General features: G+C 69.1%; 14 protein-coding genes. 6 read left to right on the plus strand and 8 right to left on the minus strand.

Going from position 1 to position 21580, the window contains the following annotated elements:
- The first annotated feature begins 331 nt into the window (after nt 1-331).
- From DAT35_RS38625 to DAT35_RS38635, 3 genes are all read left to right on the plus strand, one after another.
- Entirely contained in the window at nt 332-1351 is a 1020-nt protein-coding gene (locus DAT35_RS38625; RefSeq protein WP_158502087.1) for a terpene synthase family protein, read from the plus strand.
- 207 nt (nt 1352-1558) lie between these two features.
- A complete protein-coding gene (locus tag DAT35_RS38630) occupies nt 1559-4795 on the plus strand; it encodes a PAS domain S-box protein (RefSeq protein ID WP_158502088.1) in 3237 nt (1078 codons plus the stop codon).
- A gap of 155 nt (nt 4796-4950) precedes the next feature.
- Nucleotides 4951-7431, plus strand: a complete 2481-nt coding sequence (locus DAT35_RS38635; protein ID WP_108074291.1) for a hypothetical protein — start codon at nt 4951-4953, stop codon at nt 7429-7431.
- Between the two features lie 23 nt (nt 7432-7454).
- Here DAT35_RS38635 and DAT35_RS38640 read toward each other — a convergent pair whose 3' ends face one another.
- The 6 genes from DAT35_RS38640 to DAT35_RS38665 form a co-directional block, all read right to left on the minus strand.
- A complete protein-coding gene (locus DAT35_RS38640; protein WP_108074292.1) occupies nt 7455-8342 on the minus strand; it encodes a DMT family transporter in 888 nt (295 codons plus the stop codon).
- 12 nt (nt 8343-8354) lie between these two features.
- Nucleotides 8355-9155 carry a bifunctional 2-polyprenyl-6-hydroxyphenol methylase/3-demethylubiquinol 3-O-methyltransferase UbiG gene (locus DAT35_RS38645; RefSeq protein WP_108074457.1) on the minus strand — a complete coding sequence of 267 codons (801 nt, stop codon included), beginning with the start codon at nt 9153-9155 and terminating at the stop codon, nt 8355-8357.
- 121 nt (nt 9156-9276) lie between these two features.
- Nucleotides 9277-9684, minus strand: a complete 408-nt coding sequence (locus DAT35_RS38650; RefSeq protein WP_108074293.1) for a CBS domain-containing protein — start codon at nt 9682-9684, stop codon at nt 9277-9279.
- Nucleotides 9685-9870: 186 nt separating this feature from the next.
- Entirely contained in the window at nt 9871-10629 is a 759-nt protein-coding gene (locus DAT35_RS38655; RefSeq protein ID WP_108074294.1) for a ZIP family metal transporter, read from the minus strand.
- Between the two features lie 155 nt (nt 10630-10784).
- Nucleotides 10785-11309, minus strand: coding sequence for a penicillin-binding protein activator LpoB (locus DAT35_RS38660; protein ID WP_108074458.1), 525 nt, complete (start codon nt 11307-11309; stop codon nt 10785-10787).
- Nucleotides 11310-11323: 14 nt separating this feature from the next.
- Entirely contained in the window at nt 11324-12946 is a 1623-nt protein-coding gene (locus tag DAT35_RS38665; protein ID WP_108074295.1) for a mechanosensitive ion channel family protein, read from the minus strand.
- Nucleotides 12947-13120: 174 nt separating this feature from the next.
- Here DAT35_RS38665 and DAT35_RS38670 point away from each other — a divergent pair, with 174 nt between their 5' ends.
- The 3 genes from DAT35_RS38670 (at nt 13121) to DAT35_RS38680 (ending at nt 17163) form a co-directional block, all read left to right on the plus strand.
- Complete coding sequence (locus DAT35_RS38670; RefSeq protein WP_108074296.1) at nt 13121-13504, plus strand: PleD family two-component system response regulator; 384 nt, start codon at nt 13121-13123, stop codon at nt 13502-13504.
- A 4-nt stretch (nt 13505-13508) separates the two neighbouring features.
- Entirely contained in the window at nt 13509-15059 is a 1551-nt protein-coding gene (locus DAT35_RS38675; RefSeq protein WP_108074297.1) for a multiheme c-type cytochrome, read from the plus strand.
- A gap of 148 nt (nt 15060-15207) precedes the next feature.
- The gene (locus DAT35_RS38680) at nt 15208-17163 is read left to right on the plus strand and encodes a LysM peptidoglycan-binding domain-containing protein (RefSeq protein WP_108074298.1); all 1956 of its coding nucleotides are present in this window, start codon (nt 15208-15210) and stop codon (nt 17161-17163) included.
- Nucleotides 17164-17194: 31 nt separating this feature from the next.
- Here the strand turns inward: DAT35_RS38680 and DAT35_RS38685 are convergent, their stop codons facing one another.
- Nucleotides 17195-18949 carry an ATP-binding protein gene (locus tag DAT35_RS38685; RefSeq protein ID WP_108074459.1) on the minus strand — a complete coding sequence of 585 codons (1755 nt, stop codon included), beginning with the start codon at nt 18947-18949 and terminating at the stop codon, nt 17195-17197.
- 75 nt (nt 18950-19024) lie between these two features.
- On the minus strand, nt 19025-21511 hold the full coding sequence (locus tag DAT35_RS38690) for a serine/threonine-protein kinase (RefSeq protein ID WP_108074299.1): 2487 nt from the start codon (nt 21509-21511) through the stop codon (nt 19025-19027).
- Between the last annotated feature and the right edge of the window lie 69 nt (nt 21512-21580).

Raw genomic sequence — 21580 nt, forward strand, 5'->3', positions numbered from 1 at the left:
TTCGATGCGCCCCAACCCGGGTTGCCCCGTGGCGCTTCGGGAATACCTTGCCTCTCGAGTGCGCCGGGACTGTCACGGAGTGACGTGTGGAGTCAACACCTGGGGGTCAACGCCTCAAGGACAGCGGACGAGCCAGGGTTCTCGCGGCTCCAATCTTTCTCGTTTCCCAGGGAAACGAGGGAACCCATAAGAGGATCTCAATTCTCGCCAGCCCGTATAAATCTTCTTGTGACGAAGGGAAGTGTGTGTGAAAGACGCCTTCGCCATGACCTCTTCCTACGCCCCCCGCTCCCGCTCTCGCCTCCACTCGGACGAGATGGGGAGCGCATGGATGCTCAATCCCACCCTGTCCACGCAGGATGCGGAGACGCGCGGCAAGCACTTCGAGGTCACGCGGACGCTGAAGAATGAGTACTCCGCCGAGGAGTTCGAGCTCTTTCCCCGGGGCTCACATGCGCGGGTGCTCGAGCTGTGCGGCAAGCTGGAGCCGGCGCTGGCGGAGTGGTGTGAGCGCTACCCCGCAATCGCGCCCTCGCGGTTGCAGTCCACCGCGCTGGTGGGAGCCGTCGCCGCCATCCCCGGTTCGACGTTCGAGCAGAACGTGCTGCTCACCAAGGTGGGCCTCATCACGTTCGCCATCGACGACATCGCGGATGGGGAGATCGGCGAGCTCACGGATGACGAGAGCCTGGGGATGGTGGACCGCTACCTGCTGACGGTGGAGTCCCCCGACAGCGAGAGCTGGGACGCGGCGCGCGGCGAGGCGGAGTGCATCGGGGCCGCGCTGCAGGAGCTGACCCGCGAGCTGATGGCCGCCGAGGGAGCGGTCCGCTTCGGCTGGCTCTGGCGGGAGCACTTCCAGCGGATGATCAGCGGCCACCAGGTGGAGCTGCGCACCAAGCGCCTGTACCAGACGCATCGGACGCTGCCGGCCTTCGAGGAGTACCTCCAGGCGGGCCAGTGGACCATCTCCCTGCCCATGTGGGCCGCGGCCGTCCTCATGGTGATCAACCCCCAGGTCGAGCACGACCTCTCGGAGGATCCGCTCATCGAGGACATCCTGCGCGAGCTGGGTCTGCTGGTGCGCTGGACGAATGACATCCGCAGCTTCGACCGGGAGTACCGCGAGGGGAAGTTCAACGGACTCACCCTGCTGATGCGGCGGGGCATGAGCGAAGCCGAGGCCGAGCGCGAGGCCGTGAATCGCTCGAGCCGGCACCTGCGCAAGCTGGAGTCCCTCACGGCGATGCTGCCCTCGAGCCTCGAGGAGTGGGGCAAGTCGGTGGTCCGCACGGGACGCTTCTGCCGCAATGTCTACCTGAAGCAGGAGTTCCACCACTGGAACTCGTAGTGCACCTGGCGCGGCCCACGCGGCCAGGCAGGCGGGCCCCAGCGCGCCGGATCCGTCCAGAGCGAGCGTTGCACGGCATCCGCCCCGCGGTTGGAGTCGGACGTGCGGCCCCTCCGGGCATCCCTGTCGAGCGGGACTAAATTCCTCTTCTGCTGATGTCTCAGTAGAGCGGAGCGTTTGTCTCCACTCTGGGGGAGGAGCCTCGCCGTGAACCTCGAGACCCATCGACCCACGAGCGCCCCTGCCTCCCTGGCGGACCTGTTGGAGTCCCGGCGAGACGGCATCACCCACCAGTGGTTCGAGCGGTTGCACGGAGGCCTGGCACCCGGCTCTCGGACGCGGGTCGAGCTGGAGGACCACATCGAGGGCTACCTCCAGGAGCTGGCCTCGGAGCTACACCGGGCCGGGGACGAGGAAGCCGCCGAGCTACCGGAGCGGAGTGCCGAGGCTCGCGCGCACGGGGGGCCGAGCCTGCGCACCGGCTTCGACCTGTCGGCGGTGGTCCGTGAGTATGGCGTGCTGCACGAGTGCATCCTCGACCAGGTGGGGGAGCCCGACGTGCGCATCTCCCTCGCCGATGTCCGGCGCCTGGTCTCCTTCCTCGTGACGGGCATTGCCGACGCGGTGGAGGCCTACACCCGCGAGCGCGACGAGGCACGGCACCGGGACGAGGTGCCGGAGCCGCTGCGCGAGGTCGAAGCCCAGCGCGAGTACCTGGGTTCGCTCTTCCAGGAGGCAACCGCGATCGTCGTCCTGCTGAAGGGACCCGAGCACATCATGACCCATGCCAATCCCCGCCTCTTCCAACTCACCGGAGCGCGGGACGTGGTGGGCAAGCCCATCCGGGAGGCATTACCGGAGCTCGAGGAGCAGGGCTTTCGCGTGCTGCTCGACAATGTCTACCGCACGGGCAAGCCCGCGGCGGGCCACGAAGTGCGGGTATGGGTGAACCGGCAAGGGCAGGAGGAGCCGGAGGAGTGCTTCTTCAGCTTCGTCTACGCGCCCACCCGGGCGCCGGATGGCCGGGTGGATGGAGTCTTCGTGCACGCGGTGGATGTGACGGAGTTGGTGCGCGAGCGCCAGAAGACGGAGGAGGCGCTGGCACTGCTGGACACCCTGCTCACCACCGCCCCGGTGGGCCTGGCCTTCCTCGACCGCGAGCTGCGCTACGTGCGCGTCAACCAGATGATGGCCGACCACTGCCAGCGCCCCATCGACGAGATCGTGGGCCACACCATCGGAGAGATCGTTCCCACCGTGGCCCCCCAGCTCGAGCCCATGCGCCGCAAGGTGCTGGAGACAGGGCAGCCACTCCTCGGCCAGGAGTTGAAGGGCACCCTGCCCGGGAAGGAGGACGAAGTCCGCTACTGGCTCGTCAATCAGGCCCCGGTGCGCAACCGGGCCGGCGAGGTCTTCCTCGTGGCCACTGCGGTGCTGGACATCACGGAGCGCAAGCGCGCCGAGAGCGCGACCGAGGAACGCTTCCGCCTGCTGGTGGAAGGCGTGGAGGACTACGCCATCTTCATGCTCGACCCCGAGGGCCGGGTGACCAGTTGGAATCCCGGGGCGGAGCGCATCGGAGGCTGGAAGGCAGAGGAGGTGCTCGGCCGCTCCATGTCCCTCTTCTATCTGCCTGGCGACATCATGGCCGGAGTGGCCGAGGAGACCCTGCGTACCGCCGCCGCCGAGGGGCAATACCGGGCGGAGGCGCTGCTCGTGCGCAAGGACGGCAGCCGGTTCTGGGCGGACGTCCTCCTCACCGCCTTGCGTAATGACCGGGGGAGCCTGCGGGGTTTCGCCAGCATCACCCGGGACATCTCGCCGCGGCGGCAGGCCGAGGAGGTGCTGCGCGCGACGACCCAACGGCTCCAGGCCATCCTGGAGACGGCGGTGGATGGCATCATCACCATCGACGAACAAGGGGGCATCCAGAGCATCAACCCGGCCACGGTGCGCATCTTCGGCTACTCGACCGAGGAGCTCCTCGGGCGGGACATTCGCCATCTGGTGCCCGAGTCCTCCCAGAGAAGGAACACCGGTGCGGGCGTGCGCAAGCTCAACGGGAGCGGGCGCGAGGTGTGGGGCCGGCACAAGGACGGGAGCATCTTCCCGTTGGAGCTCTCCGTCAGCGAGACGCTCCTGCCCCAGGGGCGCTTCTTCACCTGCATCGTTCGTGACATCACCGCGCGCAAGCACGCCGAGGACGCGCAGGCCCTGTTCGTCGAGGTGGGCACGCTGTTGTCCCAGTCGCTCGACGTCCACACCACCCTGAAGAGCCTCGCCTCACTCGTGGTGGCCCACCTGAGCGACTGCTGCCTGGTGTACCTGCTGGGCGAGGACGGACAGCTGCACCGGGTGGAGGTGGCTGCCCACGCGCCCGGGACGCAAGCGCTCCTCCACCAACTGACACCCCACCCGCCTCGAATGGACGGTCTCAACCCCATGGCCCGTGCCCTCGAGGGGGGCGTCCCCGTGGCGGTGCCGGAGGTCAGCCCCGAGTGGCTGGCGGCCGTCGCCTCCAGCGCGGAGCACCAGGCCCTCCTGGAGGCGCTCTCCCTGAAGTCCCTGATCCTCGCGCCCCTGGTGGCCCGGGACCGGAAGCTGGGCATCATCAGCTTCGGCTGGAGCCAGCCGCGCCCCACCTGTACCTCGACGGACCTGGAGGTGGCCCGGGGCGTGGCCGATCGCGCGGCCGTGGCCCTCGATAACGCGCGGCTCTACCAGGAGGCCCAGGAAGCCATCCGGGAGCGCGAGGACGTGGTGGCCATCGTCAGTCACGACCTGCGCACGCCCCTCAACGCCATCGCCCTGTCCGCCACCACCCTGCTCAAGCGAGAGGACGTGGACGAACGCACCACGAAGACGGCCAGCCGCATCCACACCTCGGCGGACCGGGCCAGCCGGATGATTCGAGATCTGCTCGACTTCACCCAGGCGCGCATGCGGGGCCTCCCCGTCCACCGCGAGCCCCTGGATCTCCACGAGCATGTCCGGCGGGTGGTGACGGAGGTGCGGCTTGCCTGGCCCGATCGGCTCATCACGTTCCAGGCCCACGGAGATGGCCGGGGCGAATGGGATGGGGACCGGCTGGCCCAGGTCGTCACCAACCTGGTGGGCAATGCGTTGCAACACAGCCCGAAGGGCACGCCCGTGCAGGTGTCTGCCCGGAGCGATGACTCGAGCTTCCTGCTCGAGGTGCACAATGAGGGGCGCCCCATTCCTCCCGAGGCGCTGCCACGCCTCTTCGAACCCTACCGGCGGGGGCCGGAGGCCGGGGCGGGCCAGGGGAGCCTTGGGCTGGGCCTCTTCATCACCCGGCAGATCGTCCTCGGCCACGGTGGCACCCTCGACGTGCGCTCCACCGTGGAGGAGGGCACCCGCTTCACCGTGCGGCTGCCGCGGCACCCATCACAGCTCCCGGTTCACGACGAACGGATGTCGTAGCCTGCTCGGCCCCTCAGGGGGCCACGCTGTCCGAAGCCAGACCCGCCTGTCACCAACAGTGTGCGGTTGTATGAGGGCTCGCCCCTCCGGGTGGATTGCCCCATCGCCGGGCGGACATGACGTTGCGCCCCATATCCCGACCAGAGGGGGGGAACATGGGACCGATTGGCAAGAGAGCCGCGCGGCTGGCGCGGTGGGGTGCTGTCTGGCTTGGAACGCTGGCCCTCGCGTGTGGGCCGCTGCCAGAGGACGAGCCCGACGCCGAGGGCCTGCCACTGGAGGCCCAGGCGGACGGTATGGAGTCGCGAGCCCCGGAGGCACAGCTCTCCGGCATCTCCGGCCCCTTCGACGTGAGCAAACCCGTCCTGGAGGCACAACGCACGGGGTTCACCGGACCCTCCGTGGCATTCGACGGCGAGGTGTACCTGGTCGTCTGGGAGGACTCACGCACCGGCCGCGTCTTCGGTGCGCGCGTGAAGCCCGATGGCCGCATCCTCGACCCGGCGGGCATCCCGCTCAACCTCACCACCGGCCTGAGTGGCGGCCAGCCCCGCGTGGCGTATGACGGCACCCAGTTCGTGGTCGTCTGGGTGAGCTCGGATGGCATCCTCGGCGCCCACGTGGAGGGCGATGGAGACGTGCGCCGCCATCTCACGCTCGGCTTCAGCGACGAGATAGGCGGTCCACCCGGTATCGCCTGTACGAAGAAGCTGTGCCTGGTGGCCTACACCGTCTCCGGTGATGACGAGAACGTCGTCGTCGCCGCGCGCGTGGACTCGCGGGGCAAGGTGCTCGAGCGGCAGTCCCTCTCCCCTGGGTTCAACAACGCGTTTGATCCCGCGGTGGCGTGGGACGGCAAACAGTTCCTGGTCGTCTGGAGCGATGAGCGCGGTGGGGATGGGGGAGACATCTTCGGGAATCGCGTCAGGAAGGACGGCACGGTGCTGGATGGAAGAGGCGTGCCCCTCATCACGGCGCCCGCTGGCCAGGTCAACCCCGACGTGACCTGGACCGGGGAGCGCTTCCTCGTCGTCTGGGAGGACAGCCGTGGCGGGGAGCCGGACATCTTCGGTGCCCGGGTGCGCCGCGACCTGAGCGTGGAGGAGCCCACGGGTTTCCCCATCGCCGCCCATCCTGGAGCACAGTCCGCCCCGCGGCTGGCTCACGACGACTGCGAATCGCTCGTCGTCTGGAGCGACACCCGCAAGGAGGACTTCCTCATTCGTGGCGCCCGCGTGTCGGATGACGGCGAGGTGTTGGATCCCTCGGGCTTCTCCCTGCCTTCCTCCGGGGATTTCCCCAAAGTGAGCGCCCCCGCGGTGGCTTCGAATGGCAACCACTACTTCGTCACGTTCAGCGACGAGGCCGCGGGCGCCGATCCCTTCAGCACGGTGAGCCACATCCTCGGCACCCGGGTGAAGCACGACACGACGGTCCAGGACTCGCCGCCCCTGCTGTTCACCCGCTCGGCCACCGCGCAGACGCTGGCTGCCTCCGCCTATGGCGATGGCCAGTACCTCGTCGTCTGGCGAGAGACACGCGCCGGCGAGAAGGAACGACTGCTGGCCACCCGCGTGCGCACGGATGGCCGCGTCCTCGGCCCTCCCTTCCAGTTGCCCACCGGGCTCAATCCGGGAACCGTCTCCGTGGCCTTCAACGGCTCCACCTTCCTGGTGGTCTGGGATGAGGACGTCTCGCCGGATACCTTCGACCGGGACATCCGCGGGGCCCGGGTGAGCAGCGCGGGCGTGCTGCTGGACGCCTCCAGTCTGCCCATCGCCGCGCTGGACGACATCCAGTCCAACCCCGCGGTGGCCGCCTCCGGAGCCGGATTCCTGGTGGTCTGGGAGGACGGGCGGACCAGCGGCGAGTTCGGCAACGTCACCGACATCTTCGGGACCCGCGTCAGCGCCACCGGCGGAGTGTTGGACCCCGGCGGCTTCCTCATCGCGGGCACCCTCGTTACCGAGGAGACGCCCTCGGTCATCCAGGCCGGTGACCACTCCTTCGTCAGTTGGGTGCACTTCGACTTCACGAAGTTCGACACGGAGACGAGCATCCGCGGCGCTCGCGTGTCGGAGAGCGGCACGGTGCTCGACTCACCGGGGCTCCTCATCGGTCCGGGTCCGGCCCTCAGCGAGGCACCCGCGCTGTCCTTCGACGGGACGAACGTGCTGGTGGCGTGGGCGGAAGGCTCGTTCGAGGCCGGCTGGAGGATCTCCGCGGCCCGCGTGAGCGCGAGTGGCGCCCTCCTGGACGCCACGCCCATCACCGTCTCAGCGGGTGAGGCCTTCCGGATGCGGCCCACCGCCACCTTCGATGGCTCGGACCATTGGTTGGTCTGGGAGGAGAACGGCTCGTTCATTCCCGAGAACGAGCCCGTGGACGTGCACGGAGCGCGCATCCGGCCCGACGGCTCGGTGCGCGACCCCGGTGGGAGGCCCATCGCCCGGCACGACGAGCCCGAGTACAACCCCATCGTCGTCTCCAACGGGGCCGGGCGTGCGGCGGTGTTCTACACGGAGTTCGTGACGAAAGAGGACGTGATGAACACCCGCGTCCAGGGACGGAAGCTCACCGGCTCCAGCCTCTCGGCCACCCGCGAGGAGGAGCCTCGGGAGGAAGCGTCCCACTGAGGCCACTGGGCCTGGGCGAGCGCTCAGGTCTCGACAGGCCGAGGGACACGGCTCGCGGTGAGGGCGGAGCCCGCGGACGCGGCGCTCACGAACAGCACCGCGAGCCACTGCAAAGCGGAGAGCTGCTCGCGCAGGAACAGCAGCCCCGCGATGGCCGCCGCCGCGGGCTCCAGGCTCATCAAGATGCCGAAGGTGCGGCTCGGGAGGACGCGCAGTGCCATCATCTCCAGGGTGAACGGCAGCGCGCTCGACAGCAGCGCGACCGCGAACCCCGCCGCGAACAGCGGGGGCGTCAGGCGCGACACGACTCCACCCGCGAGCGCCACGGGCAACACCACCAACGTGGCGAACAGCATTCCCACCGCGACGCCCTGCCCGCCGTCGAACACCCGCGACACGCGCCCGCCCAGCACGATGTACCCCGCCCAGAACGCGCCCGCCCCCAGCGCCAGCACCACGCCGAGCAGGTCCAGCGACTCCGCGCCCCCGCGCCACGGAGCCAGGAGCACGATGCCCGCGCCAGCGAGCAGCGCCCACAGGAAGTCCAGCGCCCACCGAGACCCGAACACCGCGAGCGCGAGCGGCCCCATGAACTCCAGCGTGACGCCCAGGCCCAGCGGGATGCGTTCGAGCGCCAGGTAGAAGCTGAGGTTCATGGCACCGAGCGTCAGCCCATAGGGGATGACCGCCACCCACTGTGCGCGGGTGAGGCGCGCGAGCGACGGACGAAGCACCGCGAACAACACGGCGGCGCTGAGCGTGATGCGCATGCCCGACATGCCCGCCGGGCCGAGCGCCGGGAACAGGATCTTCGCCACGGCCGCGCCACCCTGCACGCTCACGATGGAGAGCAGCACCGCGGGGATGGGAGGCACGGTCAGGGATGGACGGGCGTTGGGCTCTGCATTCATGACGCACCCAGGCTAATCGTCAGCTCCCGCCGATGCCCGCCTCAAGACGAAGATGCTGTCGAGTCGGATCTCGCCTCGCTTCCGGGGCGTATCCACCTGGTAGTCGAAGTCGTAGACCGCCAGCACCTGGAGCCCCGCCTTGCGGAACAGACTCCGGGTCTGCGTCAGGTCGTACGTGCGGAAATACCAGTGCGTCTCGATGAACAGGTCCTTCCCGGGCCCTGTAATCCGCAGCCGGTTGCGCATGGCCGAGCGCCTCAGACGGCGCTCCGGCAACCCCTCGTGGGTGTTGCACACCACCGTGTCCTTCCCGAGCCGCTCGACCCAGCGCTCGTGCTCCGCCTTGCTCCGCTCGTAGTCCGTCAGGTGGAAGCCGAGCACGTACAGGCCCTCGGGCTTCAGCAACCGCCGCGTCCCCTCCAGGTGCGCGAGCGCCGCCTTCTCGCTGTCGAGGTAGCGGAACGTGGACACCAGGTTGAACGCCAGGTCCACCTTCCCCTCCAGCTCGGGCTGGTAGAACGTCTCCATGCGTGACGGATAGAGGCGCACCCGCCGGCGCTGTGCCGGAGTGAGGCGCCGCCGCGCGTGGGCCAGCATCTTCTCGGAGATGTCGTAACCCACCATTTGGTAGCCCCGGCGCGCGGCCTCGGCCACGAACCGGCCCGCTCCACACGCGGGCTCGAGCAGCAGCTTGCCGCCCGTGCCATAGCGGCGGCCCACCTCCAGCAGGAAGTCCAGCTCCCGCTCGGTGTCCGTGCCGAAGATGGCCTCGTAATACTCGGGATGGTCGTACCAGTCGGAGAGTCGTTGCATGGGCTGGGATGCCGCGCTCGCGGCGGCGCGCATCCTCGGCGCTGCGGCATGAAAATCAAGCGCGGTCATCGGGACCCGGAGACAGCCGCGGCCGCCAGGTCCCTTGCCCTGGGATGAGCGCTCAGTGCCGTTCCTCCTGGCTCAGCAGCCGATCGGCGAGCCGGATGAGGTCCGTCTCCGTGAGGAGCCCCACCAGGCGGCCGCCGTCCTCCACCACCGGCACACAGCCGAACTTGCGGTCGAGCATCTTGTGGATGGCCTCGTGCACCGAGCTCGTCGGCTTCAACGTCTCCAGCGAGCGCGTCATGACGTCGCGCACCTGGGCCGGCGGCGCGCCCGGAGTCCGCTCGTGACGAGCCAGGGCCCGGATCAGATCCCGGTGGCTCACCAGTCCCACCAGCCTTCCGTCCTTCACCACGGGCAGGTGGCGGATGTCGTATTCGGCCAGCAGGTCATCTCCCCGGACGAGGTCGTCGTCCTCATCCAGGGTGACCAGATCCCGGGTCATCAGTTCCTCGACGGTGAGCATGCTCTCCTCCCGTTCGCACCACGCTCCAGGACTCAGGGTGGGGCTTCGGGGTGCGCCCTGCAGCCGGAGAGCGCCCGGCCAGCCCGGGGTTGCTCCCGCCGTCCGCTCACGATGCGGCCGCCTACCCGCTCGCCAGTGAGGCCGCACCACGCTCGAGCGCTGGTGAGAAGCCGGGAGCTGCGCAGTTCAGTGGTGCCCCGGGAGATCCATCACCTGCGCCAGCGCGAGCATCAGCAGCAGGCCCGCCGCGAGCGCCACCAGGTTGCGCCCCCGGTTGTCCTTCCCATGCCGGTTCACGTGCGGCAGCAGGTCCGACACCGCCACGTACAGGAAGGTGCCCGCCGAGAAGGCCAGCGCCTTCGAGGCCAGCGACTCGAAGCGCAGCACCGCGTCGAAGGCGAAGTACATCACCGCCCCCACCGGCACCATCAGCCCGTACAGCATCGAGAAGCCCAGGATGCGCGCCGAACTCTTCCCCTCGGCCTTGAGGATGGAGGCCAGGGACAGCGACGAGGGAATCTTGTGCGAGGTGATGGCCAGCAGCGCCATCAGCCCCACGCCCTCCTTCACCGCCGAGCCCAGCGCGATGCCGTCGAACAGCGTGTGCGCCGACAGCCCCAGGAACGCCGTCAGCCCCAGCGCGTGCCCGTGCACATGCTCCGTGCACTCGGGCGGCTCCTCGCAGGCGTGCGTGAGGACATAGCGCTCCAACACCATCAGGAAGACGAACCCCGCCGGCACCAGCGCGAACGCCCAGAAGCCTCCCCCGTGGTACGCCTCGGGAAGCATGTGGAAGAACGCCGCGCCAAACATCACCCCCGCCGCGAAGGCCAGGAACGTCACCAGCTTCGTCGGCGTCTGGGTGAACACCACCACCAGCGCCCCCACGACGGCGCCCAACAGGATGATCAGCGAATAGGAGGAGAGGGCTACTGCGACAGGCATGGGGTGTCCGGCTGGGGTGGCGACACCTAGCACAGATTGGTGCAATCGGGTGGCATCCTCTCCCGGCAGTGGAGAGCGAGGCGGACTCTCCGTCATAGCTGCGCCCTCCGCGGACGTGCGCCCGGCCTCTCCTCCACCTCCCGGGCAACGCGGGACTACCAGGTGACGGGCATCTGCTCGAACTTCTTGCGGATCTCCCGCTCGACCGTCCACTCCACGGTGCCCGTGCGCACGTTGTTCAGCTTCGCGGTCAGCTTGTAATAGACGAGCTGGTCGTTGCCGGCCCGGTGGACGAAGGAGGAGAGCTCCCCCGTGAGCACGTAGTCGGCGCTGGCCTGCTCGCCCGGAGCCGTGTCCAGCGGGGCGAACCGGCCCGTCTGGGCCAGCCCCGTCTGGATCGTGTCTCCGAGCGAGACCATGTCGATGGGCTCGGGCGTCTTGTTCTTCAGCGGGCCCACCCGCACCACCGGGAGCTGCTGGCCGGGCTGGGCGAAGCGCCGCGCGTTGGCCAGCGCGAGCACCATCTTCTTGGAGATGTGTTGCAGGTCGTTCTCGTTGAATGGACCCGACACCTTCTCGACGGTGTCCGGGTCCTCACCGGAGCCACGGGGGAAGATACGCCCGCCGCAAGCGGCGAGGAGTCCGGCGAGCGAGAGGGACACGATGAGGCGGGTCTTCATGGTGGCGAACACGCTCAAGCGCGAGGAGGACCGGGTGGTGGAGGCGATGCCTGCTCGCCCGCTGGGGGCTGGAGCGCCGCGCGCGACTCGGTGCGCGTGGTGGGCAGCCACAGGGGCCGCGAACGCAGGTACTCCATCATCTTCTCGCGCACCAGGCAGCGCAGGTCGAAGAGGGTCCCCGGCATGGTGCTCACCAGCACACGCACCTGCATCGTCCGGTCCAGGACATCCTCCACCACCACGGTGGCCACCCGCCCGTCCCACAGATCCTTGCCCTCGTTGTCCAGGATGCGCCGCAGCTCCATCCGCAGCGCATCCATGTCCGTGGAGAAGTCCACCAGCAATCGCACCGGGCCCAGCATGCTCTGCCCGCCCTTGCTCCAGTTCTGGAAGGGCTTGTCGAGGAACTGGGCAATGGGGATGACCAACCGCCGCTCGTCCCACACCCGCACCACCACGTACGTGAGGGTGATCTCCTCCACCGTGCCGAACTCGTTCTCCACCACCACCTGGTCCCCAATGCGGATGGGCTGGGTGATGGACAGCTGGATGCCGGCCAGCAGCGAGGAGATGGACTTCTGCGCGGCCAGACCGATGACGAGGCCGGCGATACCGGCCGAGGCCAGCAGCGACACGCCCACGTTGCGCACCGTCTCGAACTGCATGAGCAGCAGGGCGGTGGCGACGATATAGGTGGTCGCCTCGAACACCGAGCGCAGCACCGCCAGCTGGGTGTGCAGTCCCCGGGCGCGCGCGGCGTCCTTCGACTGCTTCGTCACCGACTGCTGGACGAACTGCGACGTCAACCGGAGGAAGCGCAGGATGAACCACGCCACCGAGACGATGGTGAGCGTGGTGAAGAGGTGGGTGGACAGGAAGCGGGCCGTGGGCGGCAGCAGCAGCAGCGTCGTCCCCAGCGCTCCGAACACCGCGAAGTACAGCAGCCGCAGCGGCCCCTGGCCCGCGGGCACCAGCGCGTCGTCCCACGTCACCCGCGTCCAGCTCGCCAGCCGCCCCAGCAGCGCCAGCGACAGCCGCTCGAGCACCACGCACAGCACGCCCGCCCCCACCAGCGTCACCAGCAGGCCCAGCCACTGCCACAGCTCCAACCCCAGCACCGGCTTCTCGAAGAACACCGGCGGCAGCAGCTCGCCCACCACCGGGCCGTACTCCGCGTAGAGCGGATCAATCGCCCTCGCCGTCGCCTCACTGAACACCCACACCTGCTCACCTCCGGCGTGCACGCGGGCGAGCCGGATGGGGAAGAGCGTGTCGCCCACCACGAGGGCGTCCACCTGGTCGAAGCGGGGATTCTCCGGGTCTCCCTCGGGCTCCCTGCTCAGGTTGGCGATGGCCCCCAGGGGCAGCTTGTGGTCCAGGACGTACTTGAGCCGCCGGGCCAGCCGGGCGCCCTCCTCCTTCTGCTTGGCCAGGGGGAGGAAGTCCAGGTCCAGGTAGTGCGCGGCCAGGCCGTAGTCCCCCCGGTGGACGGCGTCGGAGAAGCCCTTGGCCGCGGCGTAGGGCGTCTGCCGGTCCACCACGGACGGGGGCTCGCCCAGGCCGGCGTTGAGGGCCCAGGCCCTCGGAGGGAGGACGATGGACAGCAGGAGGCACAGTCCAATCAGGGCGCGGCTCATGGCCGCTTCTTACTGCCCACCCCCGCCCCGCCCCGCAAGACCAATGTGCTGGAAGGTTGCTCGGCCTCCAGGGGGGCTGACGGCTTCCTTCCCCCTGGATTCCAGCCGGGCGGGAAAGCCTTGGAGCCATCAACAGCGATAGGCTAGAAAAGGCCGCCAAGGTAAGAGGTCGCCGTGCAAGAGAAGCGCAAAATCCTCCTCATCGACGACAGCGAGATCACCCTCGCCATGGAGAAGGCCGTGCTGGAGGCGCGCGGCTACGAGGTCGTCGCCACGTCCACGCTGATGGAGTTCGAGAAGACCCTGCAGGCGTGGAAGCCGGACCTCATCCTCACGGACATCCACATGCCCGAGGCCAAGGGCACGGACATCTGCCGCACGCTCAAGAACGAGTACGGCACGCAGGACATCCCCATCATCCTCTTCTCCAGCCTCCCGGACGACGAGCTGAGCAAGCTGGCCGAGCAGGTCGGTGCCGACGGCAGCCTGTCCAAGGTGAACGGCCTGGAGGCCATGGGTGAGAAGATCGACGAGCTGGTGCAGAGCATCATCTGGTGACGCCGTGAGAGCGCTCGTCACCGGCCTGGTGCTGTGGGCGGCGCTGTCGGGATGCTCGCGCAAGCAGGAGCGGCCCGCCGAGGCGGAGTCCTCCTCGAGCGTGAGCGCCTCCACGAAGGCGGATGCTCCAGGCGCCATCCTCTTCCTGTCCGCCGACCTGCGCGGCTACCTGGGCCCCTGCGGCTGCAGCGAGAACATGCGCGGGGGCATCGCTCGCGCGGCCGCGCAGCTCCAGGAAGCACGCAAGGGCGCCCTGCCCGTCCTCTACGTGGATGGCGGCGACGGACTCTTCGGCAGCCCCACCCTGAAGCCGGACCAGGTGCCCCAGGAGGAGCGCAAGGCCCGGGCGCTCGCCGAGGCCATGAAGCGCATGGGCCTCGCGGTGCGCGCGGTGGGCGAGCTGGACGACACGCGGGGCGCCGACTTCCGCCGGGGGCTGGGACTGCCCGAGCTGGAGGCCGGCGGCGAGAAGGTGCTGAACGCGGGGGCGCGCAAGGTGGGCGTGGTGAGCGCCTCGGACGCGGCCGGGTTGAAGCAGGCCGCCGCCAAGGCCCGTGCCGGGGGCGCCTCCTTCGTGGTGGGCCTCTTCCACGGCACCGTGGAGGACGCGCAGCGGGCCGCCGCCACGCCGGAGCTCGGCGTGGACCTGGTGCTGGCCACCCATACCGCCTCCGAGTTCGACGGCGAGCAGAACAAGCTGACGCGCGACGCGGTGCCCGTGGTCGCGCTGCAGAGCAAGGGCCGCTCGCTGCTGCGCGTGGACCTGGCCTACGGCTCGAAGCCGGGCCGCTTCACCCTCCAGAAGACCGCCGAGGACAGCGAGAAGGAGGCCGCCTCCATCGACCGGCGCCTGGAGCTGCTGGACAAGGAGATCAACCTCCCGGGCGTTGATCCCCAGCTCAAGAGCCTCAAGCAGCAGAAGCGCGAGGAGCTGGTGGCGCGCCGGCAGGCCCTGCTCACCGCGCCCGTGGCCGCGACCGGGGACACCGACAGCTTCAGCCTGCGCTTCGTCCCGTTGGAGTCCACCCTCCCCTCGGACCCCGACGCCCAGGCGGTGGTGAATGCCTACGACGCGGATGTGGGGAAGATGAACCTCGAGTGGGCCAAGGCGCACGGGCAGGACTGTCCGGCCCCCGAGAAGGGCCAGGCCGCCTTCGTGGGCAGCGCCGCCTGCGCCGAGTGTCATGCGGAGTCCTTCCCGGTGTGGGAGGCCTCCAAGCACCACGAGGCCTGGAAGACGCTGGAGACGGTGGGCAAGCAGTTCCACCTCAACTGCACCGGCTGCCACGTCACCGGCTGGGAGAAGCCCGGCGGGGTGTGCCGCCTGGACAAGGTGGCCGGCCGCGAGAGCGTCGGCTGTGAGAGCTGCCACGGCCCGGGCTCCCTCCACGTCGCGGACCCCTCCCCCGACAACATCACCGCCAAACCGGGGGCCTCCGTGTGCGTCACCTGCCACAACCGGGAGAACTCGCCCCACTTCGACTTCGCGGCCTACGTCCCGAAGATCCTCGGCCCCGGTCATGGCCAGCCACCGGCAGTGAAGCGCGGACCGTGACACACATCCAGGCGGTACGTTTCTTCCCGTTCGCAGCATCCGGAGGGAAGATGGCCCGTCTGGATGCTTGTTTGAGTGGCGCGAAAAGCATCGAACACTTGTGACTCCAACCAGCCCGGCCCACCCGGCAGCCGGCTCCCAGGTGACCATGCCGTCCTTCAGCCTGATCCTCCTGGTCCTCGCCTCGGTTCCGCCGTCCCCGTCCAAGGACGCGGTGCCGAGGCCTCCGCCGCCTCCTGGAATGCGCGTGCTCGCCTCCGCCCAGGAGCCCGAGGTGCCCCTCCAGTCCGCCGAAGAAGTCCTCCAGGACCTGGAGAACGACCCGGGGGAGAACCCGGAGGCCACGGAGTCCACCGAGCTCGAGGAGATGCGGGCCCTGGAGGGCGCCACGTTGGACCCCGGCGCCAAGCCCAACGCCGAGGTGCTCCAGTCGCTGCGCCGCCTGGGCGTGGCCAACCCGCTGCGCCTGCGCATGCTGGACGCGCTGGAGGAGCCCACCTTCCGCGAGGACGAGGAGACCGGAGAGCTGCCGCTCATCACGGACCTGTCCAACTTCGACATCGCGCGAGTGCAGGCCCGCTACGACATCCCGGTGGAGATGCAGCCGCTGGTGGCCCAGTACATCCAGTTCTTCCAGGGGCCGGGCCGCAAGTGGTTCACCAAGTGGGTGGGCCGCTCCACGCGCTACCTGCCGGTGATGCAGCCCATCCTCGAAGCCCAGGGGCTGCCGCGCGACACGGTGTACCTGGCGATGATTGAGAGCGGCTTCTCCCCCAGCGCCTACTCGTGGGCGCACGCCGCCGGGCCGTGGCAGTTCATCTCCAGCACCGGCCGCCAGTACGGGCTGCAGCAGGACTTCTGGGTGGACGAGCGCAAGGATCCCATCAAGGCCACCTATGCGGCAGCGCGCTACCTGAAGGACCTCTACTCGGAGCTGGGCCACTGGTACCTGGCGTGGGCGGGCTACAACACGGGCAGCGGCCGGGTGAAGCGGCTGATGGACCGGCTGGGCACGAACGACTTCTGGGCGATCTCCTCTCCGGACGAGAAGGGACTGGCACTGGAGACGCGGCACTACGTGCCCAAGCTCATCGCCGCGGCGCTCATCGCCAAACACCCGGCGGCCTTCGGCTTCTCCGAGGGCGAGTTCGTCTACGAGCAGCCCCTCGATTTCGACGAGGTGAAGATCAACGACGCCACCGACCTGGACGTGATTGCCCGGGCGGCCGGAGTGACGGTCACTCAGCTCCAGGACCTCAACCCCGAGCTGAGGCGCTGGTGCACGCCGCCGGCGAGCGCGAGGAACCCCTACGTCCTGCGGCTGCCCAAGGGCACGGCCCACCCGTTCGCGGAGAACTTCGCCCGCATCTCGCCCAAGGAGCGGCTCACCTTCCGGGTGCACAAGGTGAAGCGGGGCGACACACTGTCGCAGATCGCCCTCTCCTACGGTACGGCGCCCGAGGCCATCCTGCAGATGAACCGGCTCAAGAGCGTGCGGACGCTGAAGCTGGGCGCGGAGCTGGTGGTTCCCGTGCCGGCCGGACGCGGTGGTGGCGGCAAGGACGCGGCCGGTACGGACAGCGCGCTGGCGCGCAAGGTGGCGCAGGCGCGGCGCAGTGGCGTGACGGTGCTGCGCCCCGAGGACGAGGTGCCCGCGGGGACGCCGCGAGGCCCGGTGGCCACCGGCCCCATCAAGACGGAGAGCATCAGCGGCCGCAAGCGCATCACCTACGGCGTGCAGTCGGGAGACAGCCTGTGGGCCATCGCCCAGCGCTTCCAGGTGAACGTGGACGACATGCGCAAGTGGAACAACCTGACGGTGCGCGCCAGCAAGAAGGCCCTGAAGGTGGGCTCGGTGCTGTACGTGTGGCCGGACAACGCGCCCAAGCAGGTGGAGGAGCGCGCGGGCACGGTCATCGCCCAGCGGGCCCCTGCGGGCAACGCGGGCCGCCCGGGCACCATCCACGAGCTGGCCGCCGGCGAGTCCCTGTGGAGCGTTGCCCAGCGCTACGGCGTGTCCGTGGAGGACATCAAGCGCTGGAACAACATCAAGGACACCACCCGGCTGCCCACCGGCCTGCGGCTGGTGGTGAGGGCGCCGTAGCCCGCGCGGCCCGGCGCCTCGGGGAGCGGCCTCAGCCCTGCTCGAGCAGCAGCTTCAGCTCGCGCACGCGCCGGGTGATGTGGTCCCGGTCCAATCGCCGGAAGCTCTCCGGCAGCAGCTCCCGGCTGGTGCACTCCTGCACCGCCACCAGGTTCTGCAACTCAATCTCCAGCGGGTAGCTCGGCGGCACGAAGTCCTCGAAGACGGCCTTCAGGTCCTCCACCGTCGCCTGCTCCCGCCCCTGGGCCAGCGCCCGGAAGCGCGTGCGCACCAGCACCGCCTCCATGTCCGCTCCGCTCAGCTGCCGCGTCCCCGTCGGAATCAGCTCCCCGATGGACGCCACCTCCAGCTTCAGGCCCGTCTTCTTCTGCATCACCTTGAAGAGCTCTTCTCGCTCCGCATCCGTCTCCGGATAGAACAGCGCCAGGTGCTCCTCCGCTCGGCCCTGCCGCTTGAGGTCGATGGGCAGCAGGTCCGGCCGCGCCGTCATCAGGAACCAGACGATCTTCCCGCGGTACACCGTGTTGCCCATGAACGAGGCGATGGAGCCGAACACCCGGCTGCTCGTCCCCGAGTCCCCTCCCGAGTCCCGGTTGCCCAAGAAGGTGTCCGCCTCGTCCACCATCACCGCCACCGGCCAGAGCGCCTTGAGCAGGTTGAAGATCTTCTCCAGGTTGGCCTCGGTGACTCCCTGCCACTGGCTGCGGAAGTTGAGGAACTTCACCACGGGAATCCCAATCTCTCCGGCGAAGCAGGACACCAGGAACGTCTTGCCCGTGCCCACCGGGCCGCTCACGAGGTAGCCCATCGGCATCACCTCGATGCGTCCCTTCTTCAGCGCGTTGGCCGCGTTGCGCAGCATCTCCTTCGCCTTGCCGTGGCCCGCCACCGCGTCCAGCGTGTGCACCGGCTCGATGAACTCGAGCAGTCCGTGGCACTCCGCCTGGATGAGCTCCTTCTTCTTCTCCTTGAGGAGATCGGAGGTAATCCGCACGCCCTGCTCGAGCGCCTCGGTGAGGACGCGGTCCAGGTTGATGCGCGACAGGCCCGCCGTCATCTTCGCCAGGCCCGCCAGCGGCACGTCCGACACCGCCGCCAGCTTCTTGCCCTCCAGCTTGTAGCGCACGTACTCCAGCCGCTCCTCCTCCGTGGGCAGGGGCAGCTCGATGGTGGCCACGTACGGGTTGCGCGACAGGCGCTGCGACATGTCCGCCAGGTTCTCCGCCAGCAGCACCACGGACATGTCTCCCGCGAGGAACTGCGGGTCGTGCGCCCACTTCTCCAGCGTGGCCAGCACGAAGCGGTCCTCGGCGGACAGGTGACTCATCTCCCCGCCCGGCACCAGCGTCTCGGCGAAGTCGATGATGAGCGCCAGCGACTTGCCCTCGCTCACGCGCATCCGCAGGAAGTTCTCCAGAATCTGCAGCGCCCGGGCCGGGTCTCTCGGCAGGCTCTTGGCGTAGTCCGTGCCGTAGACCGCGTCATAGCCGGCCATCGTCCGCTGCAGCTCCTTCTGCGTCTCCGGAGACGAGGCCCGGACGCCAGACGAGCGGTCGTAGAAGATGACGTGGTCCCGCCCGCCGAAGAGCTCCTCGGAGAGGAAGGTGCGCAGGGGCCCGAAGCTCCGGCTGCCGTCCTCCTGCGTGGTGGGCTGCAGGTCCCTCACCGCCCCATAGAGCAGGAAGGTGCTGACCGTCTTCGTGTAGTACTTCTGGGCCAGCTTCCGGGCCCACCCCGGCAGACCCGCGAGCGGATCCGCTGCATCCACCTTTCGTGACTTGGTCACGGACACACCCCTCCAGCCCCTTCACGGGGCACTCGCGCCCACCCCAGCCGGGTGGGCGCCTGTCTGGTTGTCAGATTACCGGCAGCCGCGCTGCTTCTTCAGCCGCTCCCTCACCGGGGCGGCCACGCCCCCGGCGGGATTCACATCCACGTCCACGTCATCATGACAACGCAGGCGCAGCCCCACCTGCTTCACGGACAGGGGCAGGCGCACCGTCTGGGGGGTGACGCCATACTCCTTGCCTCCCGCGACGATCGTGGCCCCGGCAGGCGTGGACAGCACCTGCACCTCGAAGCCATCCGGCTCGAGCTTGAGCTGCACGTCCATGGGCTTGTCGCCGCCCGACGGGTTGATGCGTTGCTGGGCGGGCTTGAAGCCCGGCGCGCTGGCCGACACCACCACCTCGGTGCCCGCCTGCACCTCGCCGATGTAGGTCGCGCTGCTGCCCTTCTCGCGCACCACCTTGCCATCCACCTTCAGCTCCGCGTCCGGCGGCTGGGTGACCACCACCACGCGAGCCAGCTGCACCTCGCGCTCGAACTTCACATCAGGCAAGGGGGTGGGCGTCATTCCCTCGTTGACCACCACCGTCTGGGTCACCGGCTTGTAGCCCTCGACACTCAGCATCACCACGGCGGGGCCGGCCTTCACGGATTGCAGGATGGGCCCGGTCTGGGACACGTCCTTCAGATCCTGACCGTTGATGTTCACCCGCCGCACCCCGGAGGGCAGATTCACGAAGATGAAACCGGTGGGCTCCGGCCGCGTCATGATGAAGCCCAGCACGCCCGCGAACACCAGCAGCACCGCGGCGGCGAGCCCCAGGATGAGCGGCAGGCGGTTGGGCGCCGCGCTCGCCTGGGCCTGCGAGGAAGGCGGAACGGGAGCCCGCGTCACGCCCGTGGCCGAGCGCATCGGCGTGGCGAGAGGCGTCGGGAACTCCTCCTCCTGCTCATCCACCGGCCCCGTGTCCTCGTCCAGGAGGGGCGGAGCCGACATCGTGGGCTGGAGCCGAGGGGCCGCCACGGGGAGGGACTGCGAGGGCCGCGGCGGCATGCCCACGGGCGGCTCGGAGACGGGAGGCTCCGACGGCCGGACGGTGCGCAGCCCATCCATCGTGTGACGGCCCTGACGGCCCACGGTGGTGCTCTCCAAGGCGGGCGGAGGCGCCGGAGGCCTCGGTGGGGGCGACATCACCGGCGGCATCCGCAAGCTGGGGACACGCTGCGGCGGCTGCTCGTCGATGATGGGCGCGCGCGGCACCTCCACGGGCGTCACGGTGCGCCCGGGGCCCACGAGCCCGGGCTGGGTCGTCGGATCCTCGAAATCGGGGCTGTTGACCACCATGGTCGCCCCGGACTCCTCCTCCGGCTTGGGCTGGGCGGGCGCGGCGGCCGTCAGCTTGGGCAGCGCGCCCAGCGTGGGCGAGCGGCGAACACCCCCCAGGGACGGGGTGGCGGGCATCGGCGGCGACACGGGCGGCAGGCTCGGCACCGGCGCGGGAGTGGGCGCCGGCGGAGCCGACGAGGCGCCGCTGAAGCCCATCTCGATGGCGGCCAGCATGCCCTCGGGCGTCTTGATGTCCGCGTACTCCTGCAGCCGCTGCTTCTCGCGCTCCACGTCCTCGGCGAAGGTGGACTTCATGTACTGCATGAGGTCCTTGCGCCCGAAGATGGACTCCGAGGTGAGGAGGAAGCGCTGCAGGTCGTCGCCCAGCTCGTTGGCGTACTGGTAGCGCTCGTCCACGTCCCGCGCGAGCGCCTTGAGGACGATCTTCTCCAGCGCCTCGGGGATGCGGCGGTTGTACGTGGAGGGCGGAGCCACCTCGGCCTTGCGCACCTTCTCCAGCACGCTGAAGTCGCTGTCGCCCACGAAGAGCCGCTCGCCGGTGAGCATCTCGTAGAGGCACACGCCGATGGCGAAGATGTCGCTGCGCCGGTCCAGCGGCAGGCCGCGGATCTGCTCCGGGCTCATGTAGCCGAACTTGCCCTTGAGGATGCCGGCCTGCGTCTTGGTGGCCTTGCCCGCCGCCTTGGCGATGCCGAAGTCGATGACCTTGACCTCGCCCTCGAAGGAGATGAGGACGTTCTGCGGCGAGATGTCGCGGTGGACGATGTTGAGGTCCTGGCCCTGGTTGGTCTTCTTGCGGTGGGCGTAGTCCAGGCCCTCGCACATCTTGGAGACCACGAAGGCCACCAGCGGCACGGGCGCGGGCTCACCCTTCTTCCGGCACCGGTCGAAGATGGCCCGCATGTCCTTGCCGGGGATGTACTCCATCGCGATGAAGTAGCTGTTGGAGATCTGCCCCAGCTCGTAGATCTGCGCGATGTTGGCGTGGTTCAGCTGGACGCTGATCTTCGCCTCGTCGATGAACATCGTGATGAATTCATCGTCCTCGGCGATGTTCGGAAGAATCCGCTTGATGGCGACGAGGCGCTCGAATCCTCCCGCGCCGAACATCTTTCCGCGCCACACCTCCGCCATGCCGCCGATGTTGATGCGGTCGAGGAGGAGATATTTCCCAAACGGGATGGGTTGCCGCTTCGGTTGAGTGGTCGTCACGGGGGGTTACGTGGCTCGGTGGTAGATGACCGAGCCTATCGACCGCCCCTCCACAGGGTCAACCGCGCG

The organism is Vitiosangium sp. GDMCC 1.1324 (genome assembly GCF_003044305.1).
Classification (GTDB): Bacteria; Myxococcota; Myxococcia; order Myxococcales; family Myxococcaceae; genus Archangium.